This is a genomic window from Sphingomonas sp. (assembly GCF_048594985.1).
Taxonomy (GTDB): Bacteria; Pseudomonadota; Alphaproteobacteria; order Sphingomonadales; family Sphingomonadaceae; genus Sphingomonas_I.
In genome coordinates this window covers 1-16979 of the sequence record NZ_JBMDXG010000182.1, presented here as the reverse complement: position 1 = coordinate 16979, position 16979 = coordinate 1, and the positions used below count along the sequence as shown (strand labels likewise).

Annotated in this window: 17 protein-coding genes; 4 read left to right on the top strand and 13 right to left on the bottom strand. The window is 68.4% G+C overall.

All coding sequences use genetic code 11. From position 1 onward, the window contains the following. Window positions 1-74: 74 nt before the first annotated feature. From ACOJSF_RS07030 to ACOJSF_RS07010, 5 genes are read right to left on the bottom strand one after another with little or no spacing between them, the layout of a single operon-like run. Window positions 75-938: a sulfurtransferase gene (locus ACOJSF_RS07030; protein WP_420141502.1), complete on the bottom strand. Its 864-nt coding sequence runs from the start codon at window positions 936-938 to the stop codon at window positions 75-77. Continuing rightward, a complete protein-coding gene (locus ACOJSF_RS07025; RefSeq protein WP_420141501.1) occupies window positions 931-2088 on the bottom strand; it encodes an isovaleryl-CoA dehydrogenase in 1158 nt (385 codons plus the stop codon). Before ACOJSF_RS07025 ends, ACOJSF_RS07030 begins: the two co-directional genes overlap by 8 nt. Before the next feature lie 52 nt (window positions 2089-2140). Then, window positions 2141-2389, bottom strand: coding sequence for a hypothetical protein (locus ACOJSF_RS07020; RefSeq protein ID WP_420141500.1), 249 nt, complete (start codon window positions 2387-2389; stop codon window positions 2141-2143). Then, window positions 2386-2847, bottom strand: coding sequence for an OsmC family protein (locus ACOJSF_RS07015; RefSeq protein WP_420141499.1), 462 nt, complete (start codon window positions 2845-2847; stop codon window positions 2386-2388). The genes ACOJSF_RS07020 and ACOJSF_RS07015 overlap by 4 nt, the downstream gene beginning before the upstream one ends. A 37-nt stretch (window positions 2848-2884) precedes the next feature. Beyond that, window positions 2885-3178: a carboxyl transferase domain-containing protein gene (locus ACOJSF_RS07010; protein ID WP_420141498.1), complete on the bottom strand. Its 294-nt coding sequence runs from the start codon at window positions 3176-3178 to the stop codon at window positions 2885-2887. A gap of 64 nt (window positions 3179-3242) precedes the next feature. Between ACOJSF_RS07010 and ACOJSF_RS07005 the strand changes: the two genes are divergently transcribed. After that, window positions 3243-4472: a flavin monoamine oxidase family protein gene (locus ACOJSF_RS07005; RefSeq protein WP_420141497.1), complete on the top strand. Its 1230-nt coding sequence runs from the start codon at window positions 3243-3245 to the stop codon at window positions 4470-4472. On the opposite strand, the gene ACOJSF_RS07000 is transcribed toward ACOJSF_RS07005, so the two are convergent. Beyond that, window positions 4460-5719 (bottom strand): MFS transporter, encoded by a 1260-nt coding sequence (locus ACOJSF_RS07000; RefSeq protein WP_420141496.1) that lies wholly within the window; start codon window positions 5717-5719, stop codon window positions 4460-4462. The genes ACOJSF_RS07005 and ACOJSF_RS07000 overlap by 13 nt on opposite strands. Window positions 5720-5862: 143 nt before the next feature. On the opposite strand from ACOJSF_RS07000, the gene ACOJSF_RS06995 reads away from it, so the two are divergent. After that, window positions 5863-6291 carry a DoxX family protein gene (locus tag ACOJSF_RS06995; RefSeq protein WP_420141495.1) on the top strand — a complete coding sequence of 143 codons (429 nt, stop codon included), beginning with the start codon at window positions 5863-5865 and terminating at the stop codon, window positions 6289-6291. Here ACOJSF_RS06995 and dinB read toward each other — a convergent pair. Genes dinB through ACOJSF_RS06975 form a run of 4 tightly spaced genes read right to left on the bottom strand, consistent with a single transcriptional unit; the run spans window position 6224 to window position 9344 of the window. Beyond that, a complete protein-coding gene (gene dinB, locus ACOJSF_RS06990) occupies window positions 6224-7315 on the bottom strand; it encodes a DNA polymerase IV (RefSeq protein WP_420141494.1) in 1092 nt (363 codons plus the stop codon). The genes ACOJSF_RS06995 and dinB overlap by 68 nt on opposite strands. A gap of 41 nt (window positions 7316-7356) precedes the next feature. Further along, window positions 7357-7755, bottom strand: coding sequence for a hypothetical protein (locus ACOJSF_RS06985; RefSeq protein WP_420141493.1), 399 nt, complete (start codon window positions 7753-7755; stop codon window positions 7357-7359). Between the two features lie 54 nt (window positions 7756-7809). After that, window positions 7810-8331 (bottom strand): phosphoribosyltransferase, encoded by a 522-nt coding sequence (locus ACOJSF_RS06980; RefSeq protein WP_420141492.1) that lies wholly within the window; start codon window positions 8329-8331, stop codon window positions 7810-7812. Then, entirely contained in the window at window positions 8328-9344 is a 1017-nt protein-coding gene (locus ACOJSF_RS06975; protein WP_420141491.1) for an adenosine deaminase, read from the bottom strand. The genes ACOJSF_RS06980 and ACOJSF_RS06975 overlap by 4 nt, the downstream gene beginning before the upstream one ends. Window positions 9345-9435: 91 nt before the next feature. Between ACOJSF_RS06975 and ACOJSF_RS06970 the strand changes: the two genes are divergently transcribed. Then, window positions 9436-10311 (top strand): hypothetical protein, encoded by an 876-nt coding sequence (locus tag ACOJSF_RS06970; protein WP_420141490.1) that lies wholly within the window; start codon window positions 9436-9438, stop codon window positions 10309-10311. Continuing rightward, window positions 10308-11504: a S41 family peptidase gene (locus ACOJSF_RS06965; protein ID WP_420141489.1), complete on the top strand. Its 1197-nt coding sequence runs from the start codon at window positions 10308-10310 to the stop codon at window positions 11502-11504. Before ACOJSF_RS06970 ends, ACOJSF_RS06965 begins: the two co-directional genes overlap by 4 nt. Here the strand turns inward: ACOJSF_RS06965 and ACOJSF_RS06960 are convergent. The 3 genes from ACOJSF_RS06960 to ACOJSF_RS06950 form a co-directional block, all read right to left on the bottom strand. Further along, window positions 11461-12876, bottom strand: coding sequence for an efflux transporter outer membrane subunit (locus tag ACOJSF_RS06960; RefSeq protein WP_420141488.1), 1416 nt, complete (start codon window positions 12874-12876; stop codon window positions 11461-11463). The genes ACOJSF_RS06965 and ACOJSF_RS06960 overlap by 44 nt on opposite strands. After that, on the bottom strand, window positions 12873-16130 hold the full coding sequence (locus ACOJSF_RS06955; protein ID WP_420141487.1) for an efflux RND transporter permease subunit: 3258 nt from the start codon (window positions 16128-16130) through the stop codon (window positions 12873-12875). Before ACOJSF_RS06955 ends, ACOJSF_RS06960 begins: the two co-directional genes overlap by 4 nt. A 22-nt stretch (window positions 16131-16152) precedes the next feature. Further along, the coding region (locus ACOJSF_RS06950; RefSeq protein WP_420141486.1) for an efflux RND transporter permease subunit at window positions 16153-16979 on the bottom strand (827 nt) is incomplete at its 5' end.

The following is a 16979-nucleotide window of genomic DNA, read 5'->3' as shown; positions in this document are numbered from 1 at the left end:
ATTGCGACTTCGCGGTGACCCTGTTCATGCGAGCCTATGCACCGTGACGGCATGATGGCGGAGGGGCGACGCGCTTAGCGGTCCGCGGCCCCGCGTTCGACCGGCCGGGACGGGTCGGCGATCCATTCGCTCCACGATCCGGGGTAAAGCCGCGATCCGAACAAGCCGGCGACCTCCATCGCCAGCACATTGTGCGTGGCGGTGACCCCCGATCCGCACTGATGGACGACCTGCGCAGCGGGCGTCGTCGCCAACACCCCGCTCCACTCCGCCGCCAACACGTCGCCCGGCTTGAAGCGCCCGGCCTCATCAAGATTGTCGCGGAAGAAGCGGTTGCGCGCCCCCGGAATGCGCCCGGACACCGGATCGAGCGGATCGGACTCGCCCCGAAAACGATGCGGCGCGCGGGCATCGACGACCGCCATATCCCCTCCGATACCGTTCAGCACCTCGTCCACCTCGACCGCGCGCGCTAGCGAAGGCGCGGCGCGAAACGAGCCTTCCGAAGGCGCCGTCACATCGCGCACCAATGGTCGTCCCGCAGCCGTCCAGGCGGGTAGCCCACCATCGAGCACTGCCGCCGCATCATGGCCGACCCAGCGCAACATCCACCACAAGCGCGCCGCATAGGCGCCGCCTGCGGCGTCATAGGCCACCACCTGCTGCCCGGCATTGAGCCCGTAGGCCGCGAGCCGCGCCGCGAAGGCCGCCCGGTCGGGTAGCGGATGACGCCCGCGCGGACCCGCCGGCGCGGAAAGATCATCGTCGAGATGGAGATAGACCGCGCCCGGAATATGCCCTGCCAAATAGGCCGCCCGCCCCGCCTCGGTATCCGCCAGGTCAAACCGGCAGTCGAACAGCACGACCTCCCCGCGCTCGACCAGAATGGCGAGCGCATCCGCGTCGATCAGCGTCCGGTATATGCCCGCATCACCCATTCAGCAGCTCCCGCCCGATCAGCATGCGGCGGATTTCATTGGTGCCGGCGCCGATATCGAGCAGCTTGGCGTCGCGCAGGTAGCGTTCGACCGGCCAGTCCTTGGTGTAGCCCGCCCCGCCCAGCGCCTGCACCGCCTCGTTCGCGACCTTCACCGCATTCTCGCTGGCAAGGAGGATCGCGCCCGCCGCATCGAACCGCGTCGTCCGCCCCGCGTCGCAGGCGCGCGCGACCGCGTAGGAATAGGCCCGCGCAGAATTGAGCGCGACATACATGTCCGCCACCTTGGCCTGCATCAGCTGGAAGCTGCCGATTGTCTTGCCGAACTGCTTCCGCTCGTTGAGGTATGGCACCACGACGTCGAGGCACGCCTGCATGATGCCGAGCTGGATGCCCGACAGTACGACGCGCTCATAATCGAGGCCCGACATCAGCACCTTCACTCCATTGTCGAGAGGACCGAGCACATTCTCCTCGGGCACGATGCAATCGGTGAAGACCAATTCGGCGGTCGGGCTGCCGCGCATGCCCATCTTGTCGATCTTCTGCCCAATGGCGAAACCGGGCATGTCTTTCTCGATCAGAAAAGCGGTGATCCCTTTCGATCCCGCGTCGGGCGTGGTCTTGGCATAGACGACGAGCGTGTCGGCATAGGCCGCGTTGGTGATCCAGAACTTGGTCCCATTCAGGCGAAAGCCGCCATCAACGCGGTCGGCGCGCAGCTTCATCGCGACAACGTCCGATCCTGCGCCCGCCTCGGACATGGCGAGGCTGCCGACATGCGCGCCGGAGACGAGATCGGGCAGATAGCGCGCCTTCTGCGCGTCGGTGCCCCAACGGTGGATCTGGTTGACGCACAGGTTCGAATGCGCGCCATAGGACAGGCCGACCGAAGCAGAGGCGCGCGCCACCTCCTCGCAGGCCACGACATGCTCAAGATAGCCGAGGCCAAGCCCGCCATATTCTTCGGCCACGGTGATGCCATGCAGCCCGAGCGCGCCCATTTCGGGCCATAACTCGTACGGGAAGCGATCCTCTGCATCGATCGCCGCCGCGAGCGGCGCGATCCGGTCAGCGGCGAAACGCCGGGTCGTGTCGCGGATCGCGTCCGCCATTTCGCCCAACGCAAAGTCCAGGGGTTCAGCCGTCATCGCATCCTCTTTTTCTGGTTCTCGTTTTTCCGCCTTGCGCGAGCAGACGGCGTTAAATCACTCGAATTCCAGGATCACCATCGACGGCAAGGCTGTCACCCGGCTTGGCCACCACCTGCTTGACCGTCGCGGGCTTCTCGGCGCGAAGGATATTTTCCATGAAGCAGACGCGCACCTTCTGCTCGGGTACGTCGAACGGTAGGCGCAGCACGGTCGCGCCGAGCAACAGTCGATAGGTCTCGATCGCACGTTCGGTCGGTGGGGTAGCAATCCCGACATGGTTGAGCGACCCAAGCGTCATACGCTCGGCTCCACTCGGACCGGGAAATTGACCGAGTTGGCGATGTAGCAAAGCGCGTGCGCACGCTCGTGCAGCCCGACGACGCGTTCCAATCCCGCAGGTCCCGCCAGTTCCACCTCGGGGCGCAGCACCGCCTCGACCATCGCCTCACGCCCGTCGGGCCTCGTCCCCATCCGCCCGATCGCCCGATCGACATAGGAGCGCACATCCAGCCCGTCCCGCGACGCCAGATCGAGGAAGAACAGCATGTGGCAGCTTGCCAGCGCCGCGACCAACGCTTCTTCGGGATCGACGCCGGCCGGGTCGGACAGCGGCTCAGGCACCACCTGCGGCGATGCGGAGGCTGCTACCTCGGCCCCGCCGTCGAACGTCCACGAGTGCGCGCGGCTGTAACGCCGCGACAGAAAGGCGGCATCGTCCGCCGCCGCCCACCGCACCACAGCCCGATACTCGCTCATGCGGCGGGTTCCTTTAGCCAAGGGCCCGAATGTGCCTTCAGCACAGGCGCTCACAGGGGAATATCGTCATGCTTCTTCCAGGGGTTCCATCGTGCCCGATCCCGATCCCCACCCCGTCGCCGGGAATGATCGTCTCCGCCATGCCGAAATCGGTGCGGTTATGCTCGACATACATCTCGAGCTCCTCGAACAAGCCAGGATCGAGCAGCACCTCGATCCGCTCGCGCGCGGTCAGCCGCCCCTTGGCGTGCTGCGCGTCGATCCGCGTCCGGCCACCGCCCAGCCCGGCGGCCGCCCTCTTCTCCTCCAGCGTGCGCGGGGTCGCGAGCATGCCCTCTCCTTATCCTGGAACGTAACGCCTGAAACTGCTTTCCCGTCGCGTCAAGGGGAGCGCGATGGACATCGAGGTCGTGATCATAGGCGCGGGCGCAGCGGGGATCGCCGCCGCGCGACGGTTGCGCGGAGCAGGCAGAACGGTGCTGCTGATCGAGGCGATGGGTCGAATCGGCGGCCGCGCGCATACCGTTCTGGCGGATGGCCTGCCCGTCGATCTGGGGGCTGGCTGGCTCCATTCGGCCGAGCGCAACCCCCTCGTTGCAATTGCCGAGAGCAGCGGCGTCGGGATCGATCGCACGCCTGCCGCATGGCGTAAACAGCTGCGCAACCTCGCCTTTCCGCTTGCCGACCAACATGCCGCGGAAAAGGCCTACGCCGAACTCGACGCCGGCCTTCGCGCAGGGCCGGCGGACGACGTTGCTGGCAATGCCATTACGCAAGATCATCCCTGGCGCGGCTATCTCGACATGCTGAGCGGCGCGCTGAATGGCGCGGAACTCGATCACGTCTCCGCGCGGGACTATCTCGCTTATGACGATGCGGCGTCGGATACCGACTGGCGGCTGCCGTCCGGCTATGGCGCACTGATCGCCGGAGCCGCCGCCGACTTGCCGCTCCGCCTTGGGGTCGCAGCTACGGCGATCGACGACGGTGGCCGGCGGATCGCGGTCGAGACCTCCGCCGGCACGATCATGGCGGATGCGGCGATCATCGCCGTGCCGACCGACATCCTCGCGCGTGGCGATATCCGTTTCTCCCCGCGCGTGGACGATCATCTGCACGCCGCCGCCTGCCTGCCGCTCGGACGGGTCGACAAACTGTTCCTCGCGATCGACCGCCCCGACGCGATTCCTGCCGAAAGCCATATGCTCGGCGACCCGCGTGCCGCACTGACGGGCAGCTATTATCTCCGCCCGTTCGGCCGGCCGCTGATCGAATGCTTCTTCGGCGGCATCGCCGCGCGGGCGATGGAGAAAGTGGGGGACGCCGGCCGCGCGGCCTTCACGATCGACGAACTCGGACGCCTGCTAGGGTCCGACTTTGCGCGTGGGCTCCACCCGGTCGCGGGAAGCTGGTGGCATGCCGAGCCGACGATCGGCGGCGCCTATAGCCATGCTCGTCCCGGCGAGAGCGCCCAGCGCGCCGTGCTTGCGCGGCCGTTGAGCGAGCGCCTCGCCTTTGCGGGGGAAGCCTGTTCGCGAGAGGATTACTCCACCGTCCACGGCGCATGGGCCTCGGGCATCGCCGCCGCCGCGACCGTCGAACGCTTCCTTTCTCAGGCCGCCTGAAGCATCGGCGCGGGCGCGCGGCGCCACAGGATCACCGCCAGCGCCGCCACCAGCCCGAACAGCCCAGCGATCACAAAGGCGGGCGCGTAGCTCCCGGTTTCTGTCCGGATCAGTCCGGCACCGAGCGCAGCGGTCGCGGCGCCGAGCTGATGCCCGACGAACACCCAGCCGAAGACGATCGGCGCGTCACGCTCCCCGAACGTTTGGTTGGCCAGTTTCACCGTGGGCGGCACAGTGGCGATCCAGTCGAGCCCGTAGAAGATGGCGAACAGGGTGAGGCTCGACGCCCCGAAATCGAGGAATGGCAGCGCGATCAACGACAGTCCTCGCAGGCCGTAATAGACGAACAGCAGCTTGCGTGGGTCGTGACGGTCGGTGAGCCAGCCCGACCCGGTCGTCCCGACCAGATCGAACAACCCCATCAGCGAAAGCAGCCCCGCCGCCTGCACGGGCGCGATCCCATTGTCGCCGCAATAGGCGATCAGGTGCGTCCCGACGAGGCCGTTGGTGGTTAGGCCACAGGCGAAGAAGGTGCCGAACAGCAGCCAGAAGGTCGGCGAGCGGCTGGCGATCCGGAGCGTGGTGAACGCCACCATCACGCCTGGCGCTGCGCGTCGTTGGGGCGGCATACTGCCCGGCTCCGCACCGAAACGCTGCGTGCCGATGTCGCCCGGATGCTCGGGCACGAGCAGCAGGACGACCGGGATCAGCACGGCGCAGGCGATGCTGACGAACAGCACGACCGGCGACCACGCGCCTTCGCGCGACAGCCATGCCATGAACGGCAGGAAGACGAGCGCGCCGGTCGCGGTCGACGCGGTCAGCGCCCCCATTACCAAGCCCTGCCGCGTCGCGAACCAGCGATTGACCACCGCCGCGCCCATCACCGACGCTACCGCGCCGCTGCCGACACCCGACAGCACGCCCCAGGTCACGACATACTGCCAGGGCTCGCGCATCCACAGGCTGGCGAAGGTCGAGCCCGCCATGAGCGCCAGCCCGCCGACCATCGTCCGCCTGATCCCGACCGTCTGCATCAACGCCGCCGCGAACGGCCCGACCAGGCCGTAAAGGCAGATGCCGATCGCGGCCGCGGTCGACACGGTCGCGCGGCTCCATCCGAATCCAACCTCCAGCGGCAGCATCAGCACACCCGGCGCCGCGCGAAGGCCGGCCGCCGCGAGCAGCGCCGCGAAGGTCACGCCAGCGACCACCAATGCATATCTCTCACCCAGCCGGCGCTGCATGGCGGCCCCCTCTCTGTCGGATCCGGGTGCGCGCCCGCCGTCATTCCTGTCAACGCGGGCGCACGAAGAAAATCCTTTCCCCGGGAACGATCGGCTTTCGCCGGCGCTGGACAGCCGTGGTGCTGGAGCGATGGCGTCGGAGATTGCGTGGGCTGCTGGCCGCGTTGTTCCTGATCGCGGCGATCGCGCACGTCGCCCGCCCCGAAGTCTTCCTGCGCATCGTTCCGGCCTGGGTTCCCGCCCCCCGGTTAACGGTCGTCGCGACCGGCTGGTGCGAGGCGGCGGGCAGCGTCGGGCTGCTCTGGCCGCTCACCAGAAAGGCGGCGGCCGCAATGCTCGCGCTCTATGCGGTTTGCGTCTTCCCCGCCAACATCAAGCATGCGCTGGATTATGCGGCCGTCGCCGGCCTTGGGCCGGGCTGGTTCTATCACGGACCCCGCATGCTGTTGCAGCCGCTGATCGTCTGGGCCTGCCTGTTCGCGGGCAGCCTGATCGACTGGCCGTTCAGAGGACGAGATCAAGCTGCGCCACCGGCGCCTCCTCCTTGTCGCCCACCAGCGCGGAGAGCGTGAGGCCGAGCAGGCGGACGCCCTTCTCGACCGGACAGAGCGCGTCGAGCAGCGCCAGCCCGGCCGCGCTGATCGCGGCACGATCGCCGACCGGGACGGCGAAGCTGCGCGCGCGCGTGATCTGCCGGAAGTCGGCATATTTGACCTTGAGCGTGACGGTCCGTCCGCGCGCGGCCACCCGGTCGATCCGCTCCATCAACGCGTCGAGCACGTTCGAAAGCGCGGCGGCCAGCGCGTCGCGCTCGGCGATATCTTCGAAAAAGGTTCGCTCCGCACCGACCGACTTGCGGATGCGGTTGGCGCGCACCGGCCGATCGTCGATCCCGCGCGCCGCGCCGTGAAGATAGGCGGCGAAGCTGCCGAAATGCGCCTCCAGGAAAGTCATGCTCTGCGCCTTGAGATCGGCGCCCGTGACGATCCCCAACTGCGTCATCCGCTCAGCCGTCTTGGGGCCGACCCCGTGGAAGCGCGCCACCGGCAGCCCTTCGACGAAGCGTGGCCCCCTGTCGGGCGGGATGACGCACAGGCCGTCGGGCTTGTTCTGGTCCGACGCCAGCTTCGCGATGAACTTGTTGTAGGAAACCCCTGCCGAGGCGGTCAGCCCTGTCTCGGCCCGGATCCGCGCGCGTATTTCCTCGGCGATCGCTCGCGCTGATTCCGCGCCGGACACAACGAGATAGGCCTCGTCGAGCGACAGCGGCTCGATCAGCGCGGTATAATCGGCGAAGATGGCGCGGATCTCGCGGCTGATCGCGGAATAGATTTCGAAGCGCGGCTTGACGAAGATGAGGTCGGGACAGCGCCGTCGCGCGGTGGCCGATGCCATCGCCGATCGCACCCCGAAAACACGCGCCTCGTAACTGGCGGCAGCGACAACGCCCCGCTCGCGCGAGCCGCCGACCGCAACCGGCCGCCCGCGCAGGTCGGGGTTATCGCGCTGTTCGACCGACGCGTAGAACGCGTCCATGTCGACATGGATGATCTTGCGCGGACGATCGTCTCCGCCGCGCTGTCCGGCGTCGGCCATGCGCGCTTTCTAGCGCGGCGGAGACAGAAGGGGAACGCCGATCAGCGCGGCGGGACGCTCGAATCCGTCGTGGTCGTGGTCGATCCGGTTGTGGCGCCGGTCACCGACGTCGCGGGGGGCGTCCGGTGCCCGGTATGGGTGCCGGTCGTGGTCGATCCGGTCGCGCCCACGCTCGTTCCGGGGGCGTTGGGCCGCGTCACGCCCGTCTGTGCGCCAACCGGTGCATTGGCGCTGCCGGGCGTCGTCATGCCGGTCCCGACGCTTCCGGTCGTTCCGGGCGTGCCCATGGTGGCGGGACCGCTTCCAGGTGCGCCGACGGTCGTCCCGGTCGTCCCGGTCGTGCGTGCAGCGCCGGTGCCGCCGGCAGCCGAGCCGCCCGCGACCTGCGCGCTCAGGGGCAGCGCCAAGGCCGCGGCGGTGATGATCGCTAGGGTTCGCATCTCTCTCTCCTGCTTGGGTGAGGGAGATAACGGGCCGGGCCCCGGTTCGGTCCCTTAATTAAGTCTTTCCGGTACTTCGCAGGCTTCTTTCGCGAGAGTTTCGCGCGGCGCCATCGCTTCCCAAGGGAAGACGAACCAGCGTTTGTCGCTGGCTCGGTCGATCGTACGCGCGCGATAATCGACCCGCGCCCGCGATCCCGCATTGTCGATGAGGACCGCCACACGCACGCCTGTCATCGCCGCGCCCTCGGCGGCCAGCGCGGCGCGTAGCGCGACGATCGTGCCCCCGCTGTCGTTGATGTCGTCGATGAGCAGGATGTTGCGCCCCGCCCCCGTCGCCTCCGCCAGCTTGGCGATCAACTCGCCGGCAAATCCGGGCACGCCGGAGCTATAATCGACCGACAAAAGCGAGATGCCCATGCGGTGTGACAGGTAGGCGCCGGGCACCAGCCCGCCCCGCCCGATCCCGACGATATGGTCGGGTCGCCACCCATCGCTTTCCAGCGCCGCCGCGACGGCCTCCACATCCGCCACGAACTGCTCGTGCGGGATCGGCGCGAGCTCGGGCTGGGTCACGCCGCGCCCACGAATTCGTCGATCGTGGCGAGGTGTCGCGTGACCGCCTCATCCGGCAGAAACGAGCCGAGGAAGCTGTTGCGCGCCAGCGTGACGATCTGGTCGCGTGACAAGTAAGGCGCCGCCGCGCGATAATTGTCCGCGACATAGCCCCCGAAATAGGCCGGATCGTCGGAATTGATCGTCGCGCGCAGCCCGTTGCGCAGCATCGCCGGCAAGGGATGCCGCGCCATCCCGTCGACCACGCACAGCTTGAGGTTGGACAACGGGCAGACGGTCAGCGTCATGCCGCTCCGCGCCAGACGCGTGACGAGCGCCGGGTCCTCCATCGCGCGATTACCATGGTCGATCCGGTCGACACGCAGGATGTCGAGTGCCTCGTAGACATAAGCGGGCGGCCCCTCCTCCCCCGCATGCGCGACGCGCTTCAACCCGTGGCCGGCCGCCGCCGCGAACACGCGCGCGAACTTTTCGGGCGGATGCCCCACCTCCGAACTGTCGAGCCCGACCCCCGCGATCCGATCGAGCCAGGGCTCGGCGGCCGCCAGCGTCGCGAACGCCGCCTCCTCGTCGAGATGGCGCAGGAAGCAGAGGATCAGCCGCGACGTGATGCCGTACCGGGCCTCGGCCGCCTTCATTCCCGCCAGCAGCCCATCCGCCGCCACCGCAAAGGGCAGGCCGCGGTCGGTATGCGTCTGCGGATCGAAGAAGATTTCGGCGTGGCGAACCCCGTCCGCATGCGCACGCGCAAAATAAGCGAGCGCGAGATCGTGGAAATCCTGCTCGGTACGGAGCACATCGGCCCCTTGATAGTAGATGTCGAGAAAGTCCTGGAGGCGCGTGAAGCTATAGGCGGCGCGAAGCTCCTCGACCGATGCGAAGGGAATCACGATCCGGTTGCGACGCGCGAATTCGAACATCTGCTCGGGCTCGAGGCTCCCTTCGATATGGAGGTGCAGCTCGGCCTTGGGCAGCCCGGTCAGGAAAAGGTCGAGGTCGGCACTGTCAGGCATCGGCGCTCTGCTCCTGGGTCGGCATGCCGCGCACTCTAACGAGCCGCGCGCGCACGCCAAGGGGATGCGCGCGAGGCAAGAGCGCGCCGCCTTGCTTCTCCTGCCGCTCGTCGCCGGTTGCGCCACCACGCCGGCGCCGGCTCCGCTCCCCCCTCTGCTGCTCGACGCCGCCGACCCGGTGATCGCGGTGACGATCCAGGGTGTGCCGATGCGGCTCCGCGTCGTGCTCGACCAGCGCAACAGCATCGAACTGAACGAGGATGCCGCCGCCCGCCTGGCGCTGCCCTGGCAGCCCGATGTCGGCCTCAATGTCGGGCGGGTAACATTGCCGAGCGAAGCCGCGATCGCCGAGCTTCGTATCGACAGCTTTTCCGGCAAGGTTCAGGTTTCGCATCACTATCGCGCCTGCTGCACGGGCGTCGATGGCGAGGTCGGGCCCGATGTCCTCCCCTATCCGTCCGTCCGCTGGGAACGGGCGGGCGCTCCGACGCCCAATGGCGCGCGCGTCCTGCCGCTCGATCAGAGCGAGACGTTCGGGCTCGCGAGCCCCGATGACGGCCTGTTGCTCCGCTTCGATCTGCTGCGTGCCGACAGCAGCGCGACCGCGGCGGCGGGCGCCATCCTCGCCAAGCGGTGGGGCGGGCGCTGGGCCGGCGCGCCGACCACACGGCGCGCCGCGTTCGGCGTGGTCCGCCCGGTGCGTCCGCTGGCCTTCGCGCGGCCCGGCGCGCTCGCGGGCTTTCGTTTCGACCGGCTGCTCGTTCGCGAGCTCGATTTTCCGGGGCGCGAGGCGCTTCCCGACGACCCGGCCGAGCCTGGTGAGGTGGTGGTGGCGCACCCGCTCGACCGCCAGCGCCCATGGCCCGCCGTAACCTTCGGCGCGGATCGGCTCGGCCGCTGCGCCGAGATCAGCTATGCGGCCGCCCCACGCAGTCTGACCCTGCGCTGCGCGTTCGACCAGCCGTGATCGGCCGCCTGTCGCTCGTCGCGCTGATCGCGTTCGGCCTTACGAGCGCAGTGCCGGCGGAACCGCCACCCCACGATCCCGCGCTTGGTGCGCGCGTCTTCGATCGGGCCTGGGGCCTCGTCCGCGACAAATATTGGGATCGCGCGCGCATCGCGCGTGACTGGCAGGAGGCGCGTGAACGCTTCCGCGCGCGCGCGGTGGCCGCCCCCGATCGACGTGCCTTTTACACGGTGCTGGGTGAGATGCTGGCCTCGCTGGGCGACAGCCATGTCTACGCGATCGATCCGGTGCAGGTGGAAATCGGCAAGGCGCGCGACGCGGGCGAGGCGGAACAAGGGTTCGGCTTCGCCATGCTACCCGACGACGCGGGCGATTGGCGGGTGACGCGCGTCCGCCCCGCCACCCCGGCGGCGCGGGCGGGGGTCGAGATCGGCTGGCAGGTAGAGCGGGTCAATGACGGTGATGTCGACATCAATTATCAGCCCCAGCCGGGCGAGCAGGCGCGCTTCCTGTTCCGCGACGAGAGCGATGCTCCCCATGCTCTCACGCTCGCGGCGGAACGCGAGGAGGCGGAGCCGCTCCGGCGCGCGCAGGATTTGCCCGGCGGCATTCTCCGCGTCACGCTCGGCGGCTTCGATCGCGGGGACGATCGCTGGATCGCGCGTGAGATTGATCGCGCCGCGCCGACCGGCCTCATTCTCGATCTGCGCGGCAATGGCGGGGGCGATGCGGATGTGATCGCGCGCGTCGGCGGGCTCTTCTTTGCCGACGATCGCCCGCTCGTCTGGAAACTCGGTCGAAACGAGACGATTCAGCGTGCGCCAGGCGCCGGAGACCGTGCCTATTCCGGCGCGCTTGCCGTATTGGTCGACGGCGACAGCGCGAGCGGGGCGGAGGCGGTGGCCGCCCTGATCCAGGACAGCAAGCGTGGTATTGTCGTGGGCGCGCGCACGGCGGGATCGCTGACCGGCGCGGCTTATTATCGGCTGCCTGACGGCGGCGAGCTGGCCGTCGCCGAATTCGACATCCGCACGCCCGGCGGACAGCGCCTCGAAGGGGTCGGTCTCACGCCCTCGGTCGAACTCTCGCCGACGCTGGCGGACCGTCGCGCGGGGCGCGATCCGGTGCTCCAGCGCGCGCTCGCGCTCGTCAGGAGCGCGGCCAGCTCCCGCCGATCGCCTGGATCAGGTTGATCGCCGCCACCTGCCGATCAACGACCGCCTGCACCTCCGCCTCGCGCGCGGTAAAGGCCGTCGTCTGCGCCACGATCACGTCCGAATAGGCGACCTGCCCAGCAACATACTGATTTTGCGTGAGGGTTTCGACCTGATTGGCCGATGCTGCCGCGCTCCGGCGCTGCTGCTCGACATAGGACAAGGTGTTCCCCGCCGCGAGCGCATCCTCGGCCTCCTGAAACGCGACGAGCACGCTCTGGCGATATTGCGCCACGGTCTGTTCGTACGCCGCCCGCGCCTGCGCGACACGCGCCGACCGTGCGCCGAAATCGAACAGGGTCAATGCGCCCGATATGCCGAGCGACCAGATGCTGCTGGTCGCCGTGAAGAGATCGCCGAGCCGGCTGGCCTGCGTCCCGATGTCACCAGACAGGGTCAACGACGGGAAGAACGCCGCGCGCTCGACCCCGATCGCGGCATTGGCGGCGGCGACGCGCCGCTCGGCGCTCGCCACATCGGGCCGCCGTTCGAGGACGGTCGCCGGAAGCACGCCCGGAATCTCGGGCACCGCCCGCTTCCACGGCTGCGGCGCGAGCGTGAAGGTCGACGGGCTCTCGCCCACCAATACCGCGATCGCATGCTGCAGTACCGCGCGCTGGCGGACGAGATCGGCGGCGTTGGCGCGCGCGCTGTCGAGCTGGCTTTGCGCCTGCAGCACGTCGACCTTCGCGACCACGCCCTGTTCGTATCGGTTGGCGTTGATCTTCAACGCGCGCTCATAGGCGGCGACCGTCGTGTCGAGGATCGCCTTGCGCGTCTCGATCCCCCGTAGCTGGAAGTAATTGATGGCGAGGTCGCCCTGCGCGGCGAGCGTGATGTTGGCGAGATCCGCCTGGCTCGCCTGCGCGTTGGCGGTCTGCTGACGCACGCCGCTTCGCACCTGGCCGAACAGATCGGGCTGCCACGTGACACCCGACCCGACCGCAAAGCGGCGGTTGCCGCGGCTGACATTGACCGTGTTACCGCCAATGATCTGCGTCTCGCCCCCGCCGAACGATCCCGCTCGCAGCGCGCTCGCCGACAGGTCGATCACGGGCAGCAGGCCCGCGCGCACCTCGCGCACCGCCGCGCGCGCCTGATCATAGGCGGCGACGGCGGCGGCGACGTTCTGATTGGCGCGCACGACGCGTGTCTCGAGGTCGGTCAGCACGGGGTCGTCGAACAGCAGCCACCATTCGCCCTTGGCAATCGCGTCCGCCGGCGTCGCGGGTTTCCAGCCCGGGGCTTCCTTGAAGCTGGTCGGGAGAGCGGCAACCGGCCGGTCATAATGCGGCGCGAGGCTGCAGCCGGTCAGGGACAGGATCGCGGCCAGGGCCGCCGACTTCTTCATGCGGGATGAGCCTCTGTGGTAAGGCGGCGCTTCGCCCCGCGCCGGGGGCCGCGCCGCCGGAAGCGGTCGAGCGCCAGGTAGACGACCGGCGTGGTGAGCAACGTCAGGAATTGCGCGGCGATCAGGCCGCCCATGATCGCGATGCCAAGTGGCCGGCGCAGTTCCGCGCCCTCGCCAAAGCCGATCGCCAGCGGCAGCGCGCCGAATGCGGCGGCGAGCGTGGTCATCAGGATCGGGCGGAAGCGAAGGAGGCACGCCTCGCGGATCGCGGCCACCGGCGGCAGGCCGCGCTCGCGCTCCGCCGCCAGGCCGAAATCGATGATCATGATCGCGTTCTTCATCACGATCCCGATCAGCAGGATCAGGCCGATCAGCGCGATCAGGTCGAACGGCGAGTTCGTCACCATCAACGCGATCGTCGCGCCCACCCCCGCCGACGGCAGCGTCGACAGGACCGTCAGCGGATGGATCGCGCTTTCGTAGAGAATGCCGAGCACGATGTAGATCACCACGATCGCTGACAGGATCAGGATCGGGTTGGATTGGGTCGATTGCTGGAAGACCAGCGCCGCGCCCGCGACGTTGCCGCGCACCTGCTCGGGCAGGCTCAGCGACCCCTCGACCTCCTTGATCCGCGCCACTGCCTGGCCGAGCGAGAAGCCCGGCGCCAGCGCGAAGCTGATCTGGGCGGAGGGCGCCGCATCCCGATGTTCCACTTCGGACGCCGTCGCGCGGGTCGACCACCGCGCCACCGCGGACAGCGGGGTCATGGTCGACGGTGCCATGTTGACCGCCGCCCCGCCTGCGGCGTCGCGCCCGGCGCCGGTGCCCGAGGTCGGCGTCGACCCGCCCCCGCTCGCACCGCCGCCGATCACCTGCAGCCCGCTCGCGGACGGCGTGGCGGCGGGCTGACCGACGACCGACGTCCCGCTGGCCGGTGGCGTCGCGGGGACATAGATATTGCGCAGCGCCTCGGGCGAGCCGGTATATTCGGGCGCCACCCCCATCACGACATAATATTGGTTCAGACCGCTGTAGATCGTCGCCACCTGTCGCTGGCCGAAGGCGTCGTACAGCGTCTGCGTGATCGCGTTCATCGACACGCCGAGGCGTGCGGCCGCATCCTTGTCGATATCGACATAGACCTCCGCCCCGCCCTGATCGATGTCGACATCGATCTCCGAGAGTTCGGGATAGCGTTTGAGCGCGCTGCCCAGCTTGGTCGCCGCGTCATGCAGCACCGATGGATCATCGGCGACCATCGCATATTGGTAGCTGAGGTTGCCGCCACGGCCGCCGATGCGCATGTCCTGCACCGGCATCAGGAACGCGGTCACACCCGTCACCTGCGCCAGTTTCGGCCGCAGCCGTCCGATCACCATCTGCGCGGGATCGCGCTCGCGCTTGGGCTTGAGCGTGGCGAACAGGAAGCCGCCGCCGGCGCGCGATCCGCCCGTGAAGGCGACGACCGTGTTGATCGCCGGATCGGCCTTGATGATGCGGACGATGTCGGTCAGCTTCACCTGCATGTCGCGGAACGAGATGCTTTCGTCCGCGCGCAGCCCGCCCTGGAGCGACCCGGTATCCTGTTCGGGGAAAAATCCGCCCGGGATCACGCTCAGCAGGAAGATGTTGAGGCCCACCGCGCCCGCCAGCAGCGCCATCACCGCGCCGCGATTGGTAAGCGCCCAATCGAGGCTTCGCGTGTAACGCCGCTGCAGCCGGTCGAAGACCCGCTCGGAGAACCGGGCGAAGCGGTTGGGCTTCTGATCCTCGGGCCGCTTCAGGATCAGCGATGCGAGCATCGGTGTCGTGGTGAGCGAAATGACCAGGCTGATCAGCACCGCCACCGTCATCGTCACCGCGAATTCGTTGAACAGCCGCCCGACGATCCCGCCCATGAACAGGAGCGGGATGAACACCGCTACCAGGCTGACCGAGATCGACAGGACGGTGAAGCCCACCTCGCGCGCGCCGCGCAGCGCGGCCTCCAGCGGGCGGGCGCCCTCCTCGACATGGCGCGTGATATTTTCGAGCACCACGATCGCGTCGTCGACCACGAAACCGGTGGCGATCGTCAGCGCCATCAGCGACAGGTTGTTGAGGCTGAACCCGAGCAGATACATGATGCCGAGCGTGCCCGAGAGCGAGGCGATGACCGCCACCGCCGGCACGATCGTCGCGCGAAGCGAGCGCAGGAACACCGACACGACGATGACCACAAGCAAGGTGGCGATGGCGAGCGTCAGCTCGACCTCGTGCAGTGACGCGCGGATCGTGGTGGTGCGATCGGACGCGACCGCCATCTTGATGTCCGCCGGGATCGCGGCCTGCAGCGCGGGAAGCTGCGCCTTTACCGAGTCCACCGTGGCGATGATGTTGGCGCCGGGCTGGCGGCTGACGATGATCGTCACCGCGCGCTTGCCGTTGAACAGGCCCATCGTCCGCACGTCCTGCGGCCCGTCATAGACGTTCGCGATCTCGGCCAGGCGGACGGCCGTGCCGCTGCGCGACGCGATCACGATGTCCCGATAATCGCTCGCGCGCAGGCCCGGAATGTTGCCGTAGATCTGCCAGGCATTGTCGGGACCGTCGATCACGCCGCGCGGCCGGTTGGCATTGGTCGCGGCGATCGCCGCCCGCACATCTTCCAGCGGGATGCCGTAGCGCGAGAGCGCGAGCGGGTTGAGGTCGATCCGGACCGCCGGCAGCGCCGCGCCGCCCAGCTCGACGTCGCCCACGCCCTTCACCTGCAACAGCCGCTGCTGGACCAGATTGGCGACCGAATTATAGATTTCGGACGGCGGGCGCGTGTCGCTCGTCAGCGCGATGATCATGATCGGCGCGTCGGCCGGGTTGATTTTTCGATAACTGGGGTTGGTGCGCAAGGTTGCGGGCAGGTCGGCGCGCGACGCATTGATCGCCGCCTGCACGTCACGCGCGGCGCCGTCGATATTGCGGCTGAGGTCGAACTGCGCGATCACCCGCGTCGATCCGACACCGGATTGCGAGGTCAGCTCGGTCACGCCCGCGATGGTCGACATCCGCCGCTCGAGCGGGCTCGCCACGCTGGTCGCCATCGTCGTCGGGCTCGCGCCGGGAAGGTTGGCCTGGACCATGATGGTCGGAAAATCGACCTGCGGCAGCGGCGCGACCGGCATCACGAAGAAGGCCGCGACGCCGGACAGGAACAGCCCGATCGTCAGCAGCAGCGTGCCGATCGGACGGCGCACGAAGGGCGCGGAAAGGTTCATGCCGCCTGGCACGCCGATAGGGTCACGCCTTCTGCTCCAGCGGCAGCAGCGGCTCCGCCTCGCGCGTACGACGCATCCGCGCCGACAGCCGCTCGAACGCAAGGAAGATAACCGGCGTGGTGAAAAGCGTGAGCGCCTGGCTCACGATCAGCCCGCCCGCGATCGAGATGCCGAGCGGCCGGCGCAGCTCGGCACCCATGCCCGCGCCGAAGATCAGCGGGATCGCGGCGAACAACGCCGCGAAGGTCGTCATCATGATCGGGCGGAAGCGCAGGTGCGCCGCCTGACGGATCGCGCTGTCGGGATCGAGCCCGTCGGTCCGCTGCGCGTCGATCGCGAAGTCGATCATCATGATCGCGTTCTTCTTCACGATGCCGATCAGCAGAACGATGCCGATGATCCCGATCACGCCCAGGTCGTTGCCCGTCATCATCAGCGCGAGCAGCGCGCCGACGCCGGCGGACGGCAGCGTTGACAGGATCGTCACCGGATGGACGAAGCTTTCGTAGAGCACGCCCAGCACGATATAGACCACGACGATCGCGGCGAGGATCAGCCACACTTCGTTGGCGAGGCTGGCGCGAAACGCGTTCGCCGCGCCCAGGAAACTGGTGGTGATCCCTTCGGGTACGCCGATCCGTTTTTCCGCAGCCGTGATCGCGTCGACCGCCGCGCCGAGCGCCACGCCCGGCGGCAGGTCGAACCCCAGCGTCGCCGCCGGGAATTGGGACACGCGCGTCACCTGCAGCAGCGCCTGGCCTTCAACGAAGCGCGCCACCGCCGACAGCGCGACCGCGCTGCCGGTGGAGGTCTGCACGTAGAGCTGGTTGAGCGCCTGCGGGCTGGTGA

Bases quoted from the DNA above. Each gene is read 5' to 3' on its own strand.
- ACOJSF_RS06975 (WP_420141491.1), bottom strand. From the start codon at position 9,344: ATGCCTGACAGTGCCGACCTCGACCTTTTCCTGACCGGGCTGCCCAAG.
- ACOJSF_RS07015 (WP_420141499.1), bottom strand. From the start codon at position 2,847: ATGAGCGAGTATCGGGCTGTGGTGCGGTGGGCGGCGGCGGACGATGCC.
- ACOJSF_RS07020 (WP_420141500.1), bottom strand. From the start codon at position 2,389: ATGACGCTTGGGTCGCTCAACCATGTCGGGATTGCTACCCCACCGACC.
- dinB (WP_420141494.1), bottom strand. From the start codon at position 7,315: ATGGCCGACGCCGGACAGCGCGGCGGAGACGATCGTCCGCGCAAGATC.
- ACOJSF_RS06955 (WP_420141487.1), bottom strand. From the start codon at position 16,130: ATGAACCTTTCCGCGCCCTTCGTGCGCCGTCCGATCGGCACGCTGCTG.
- ACOJSF_RS07010 (WP_420141498.1), bottom strand. From the start codon at position 3,178: ATGCTCGCGACCCCGCGCACGCTGGAGGAGAAGAGGGCGGCCGCCGGG.
- ACOJSF_RS07005 (WP_420141497.1), top strand. From the start codon at position 3,243: ATGGACATCGAGGTCGTGATCATAGGCGCGGGCGCAGCGGGGATCGCC.
- ACOJSF_RS06960 (WP_420141488.1), bottom strand. From the start codon at position 12,876: ATGAAGAAGTCGGCGGCCCTGGCCGCGATCCTGTCCCTGACCGGCTGC.
- ACOJSF_RS06985 (WP_420141493.1), bottom strand. From the start codon at position 7,755: ATGCGAACCCTAGCGATCATCACCGCCGCGGCCTTGGCGCTGCCCCTG.
- ACOJSF_RS07030 (WP_420141502.1), bottom strand. From the start codon at position 938: ATGGGTGATGCGGGCATATACCGGACGCTGATCGACGCGGATGCGCTC.
- ACOJSF_RS07000 (WP_420141496.1), bottom strand. From the start codon at position 5,719: ATGCAGCGCCGGCTGGGTGAGAGATATGCATTGGTGGTCGCTGGCGTG.
- ACOJSF_RS07025 (WP_420141501.1), bottom strand. From the start codon at position 2,088: ATGACGGCTGAACCCCTGGACTTTGCGTTGGGCGAAATGGCGGACGCG.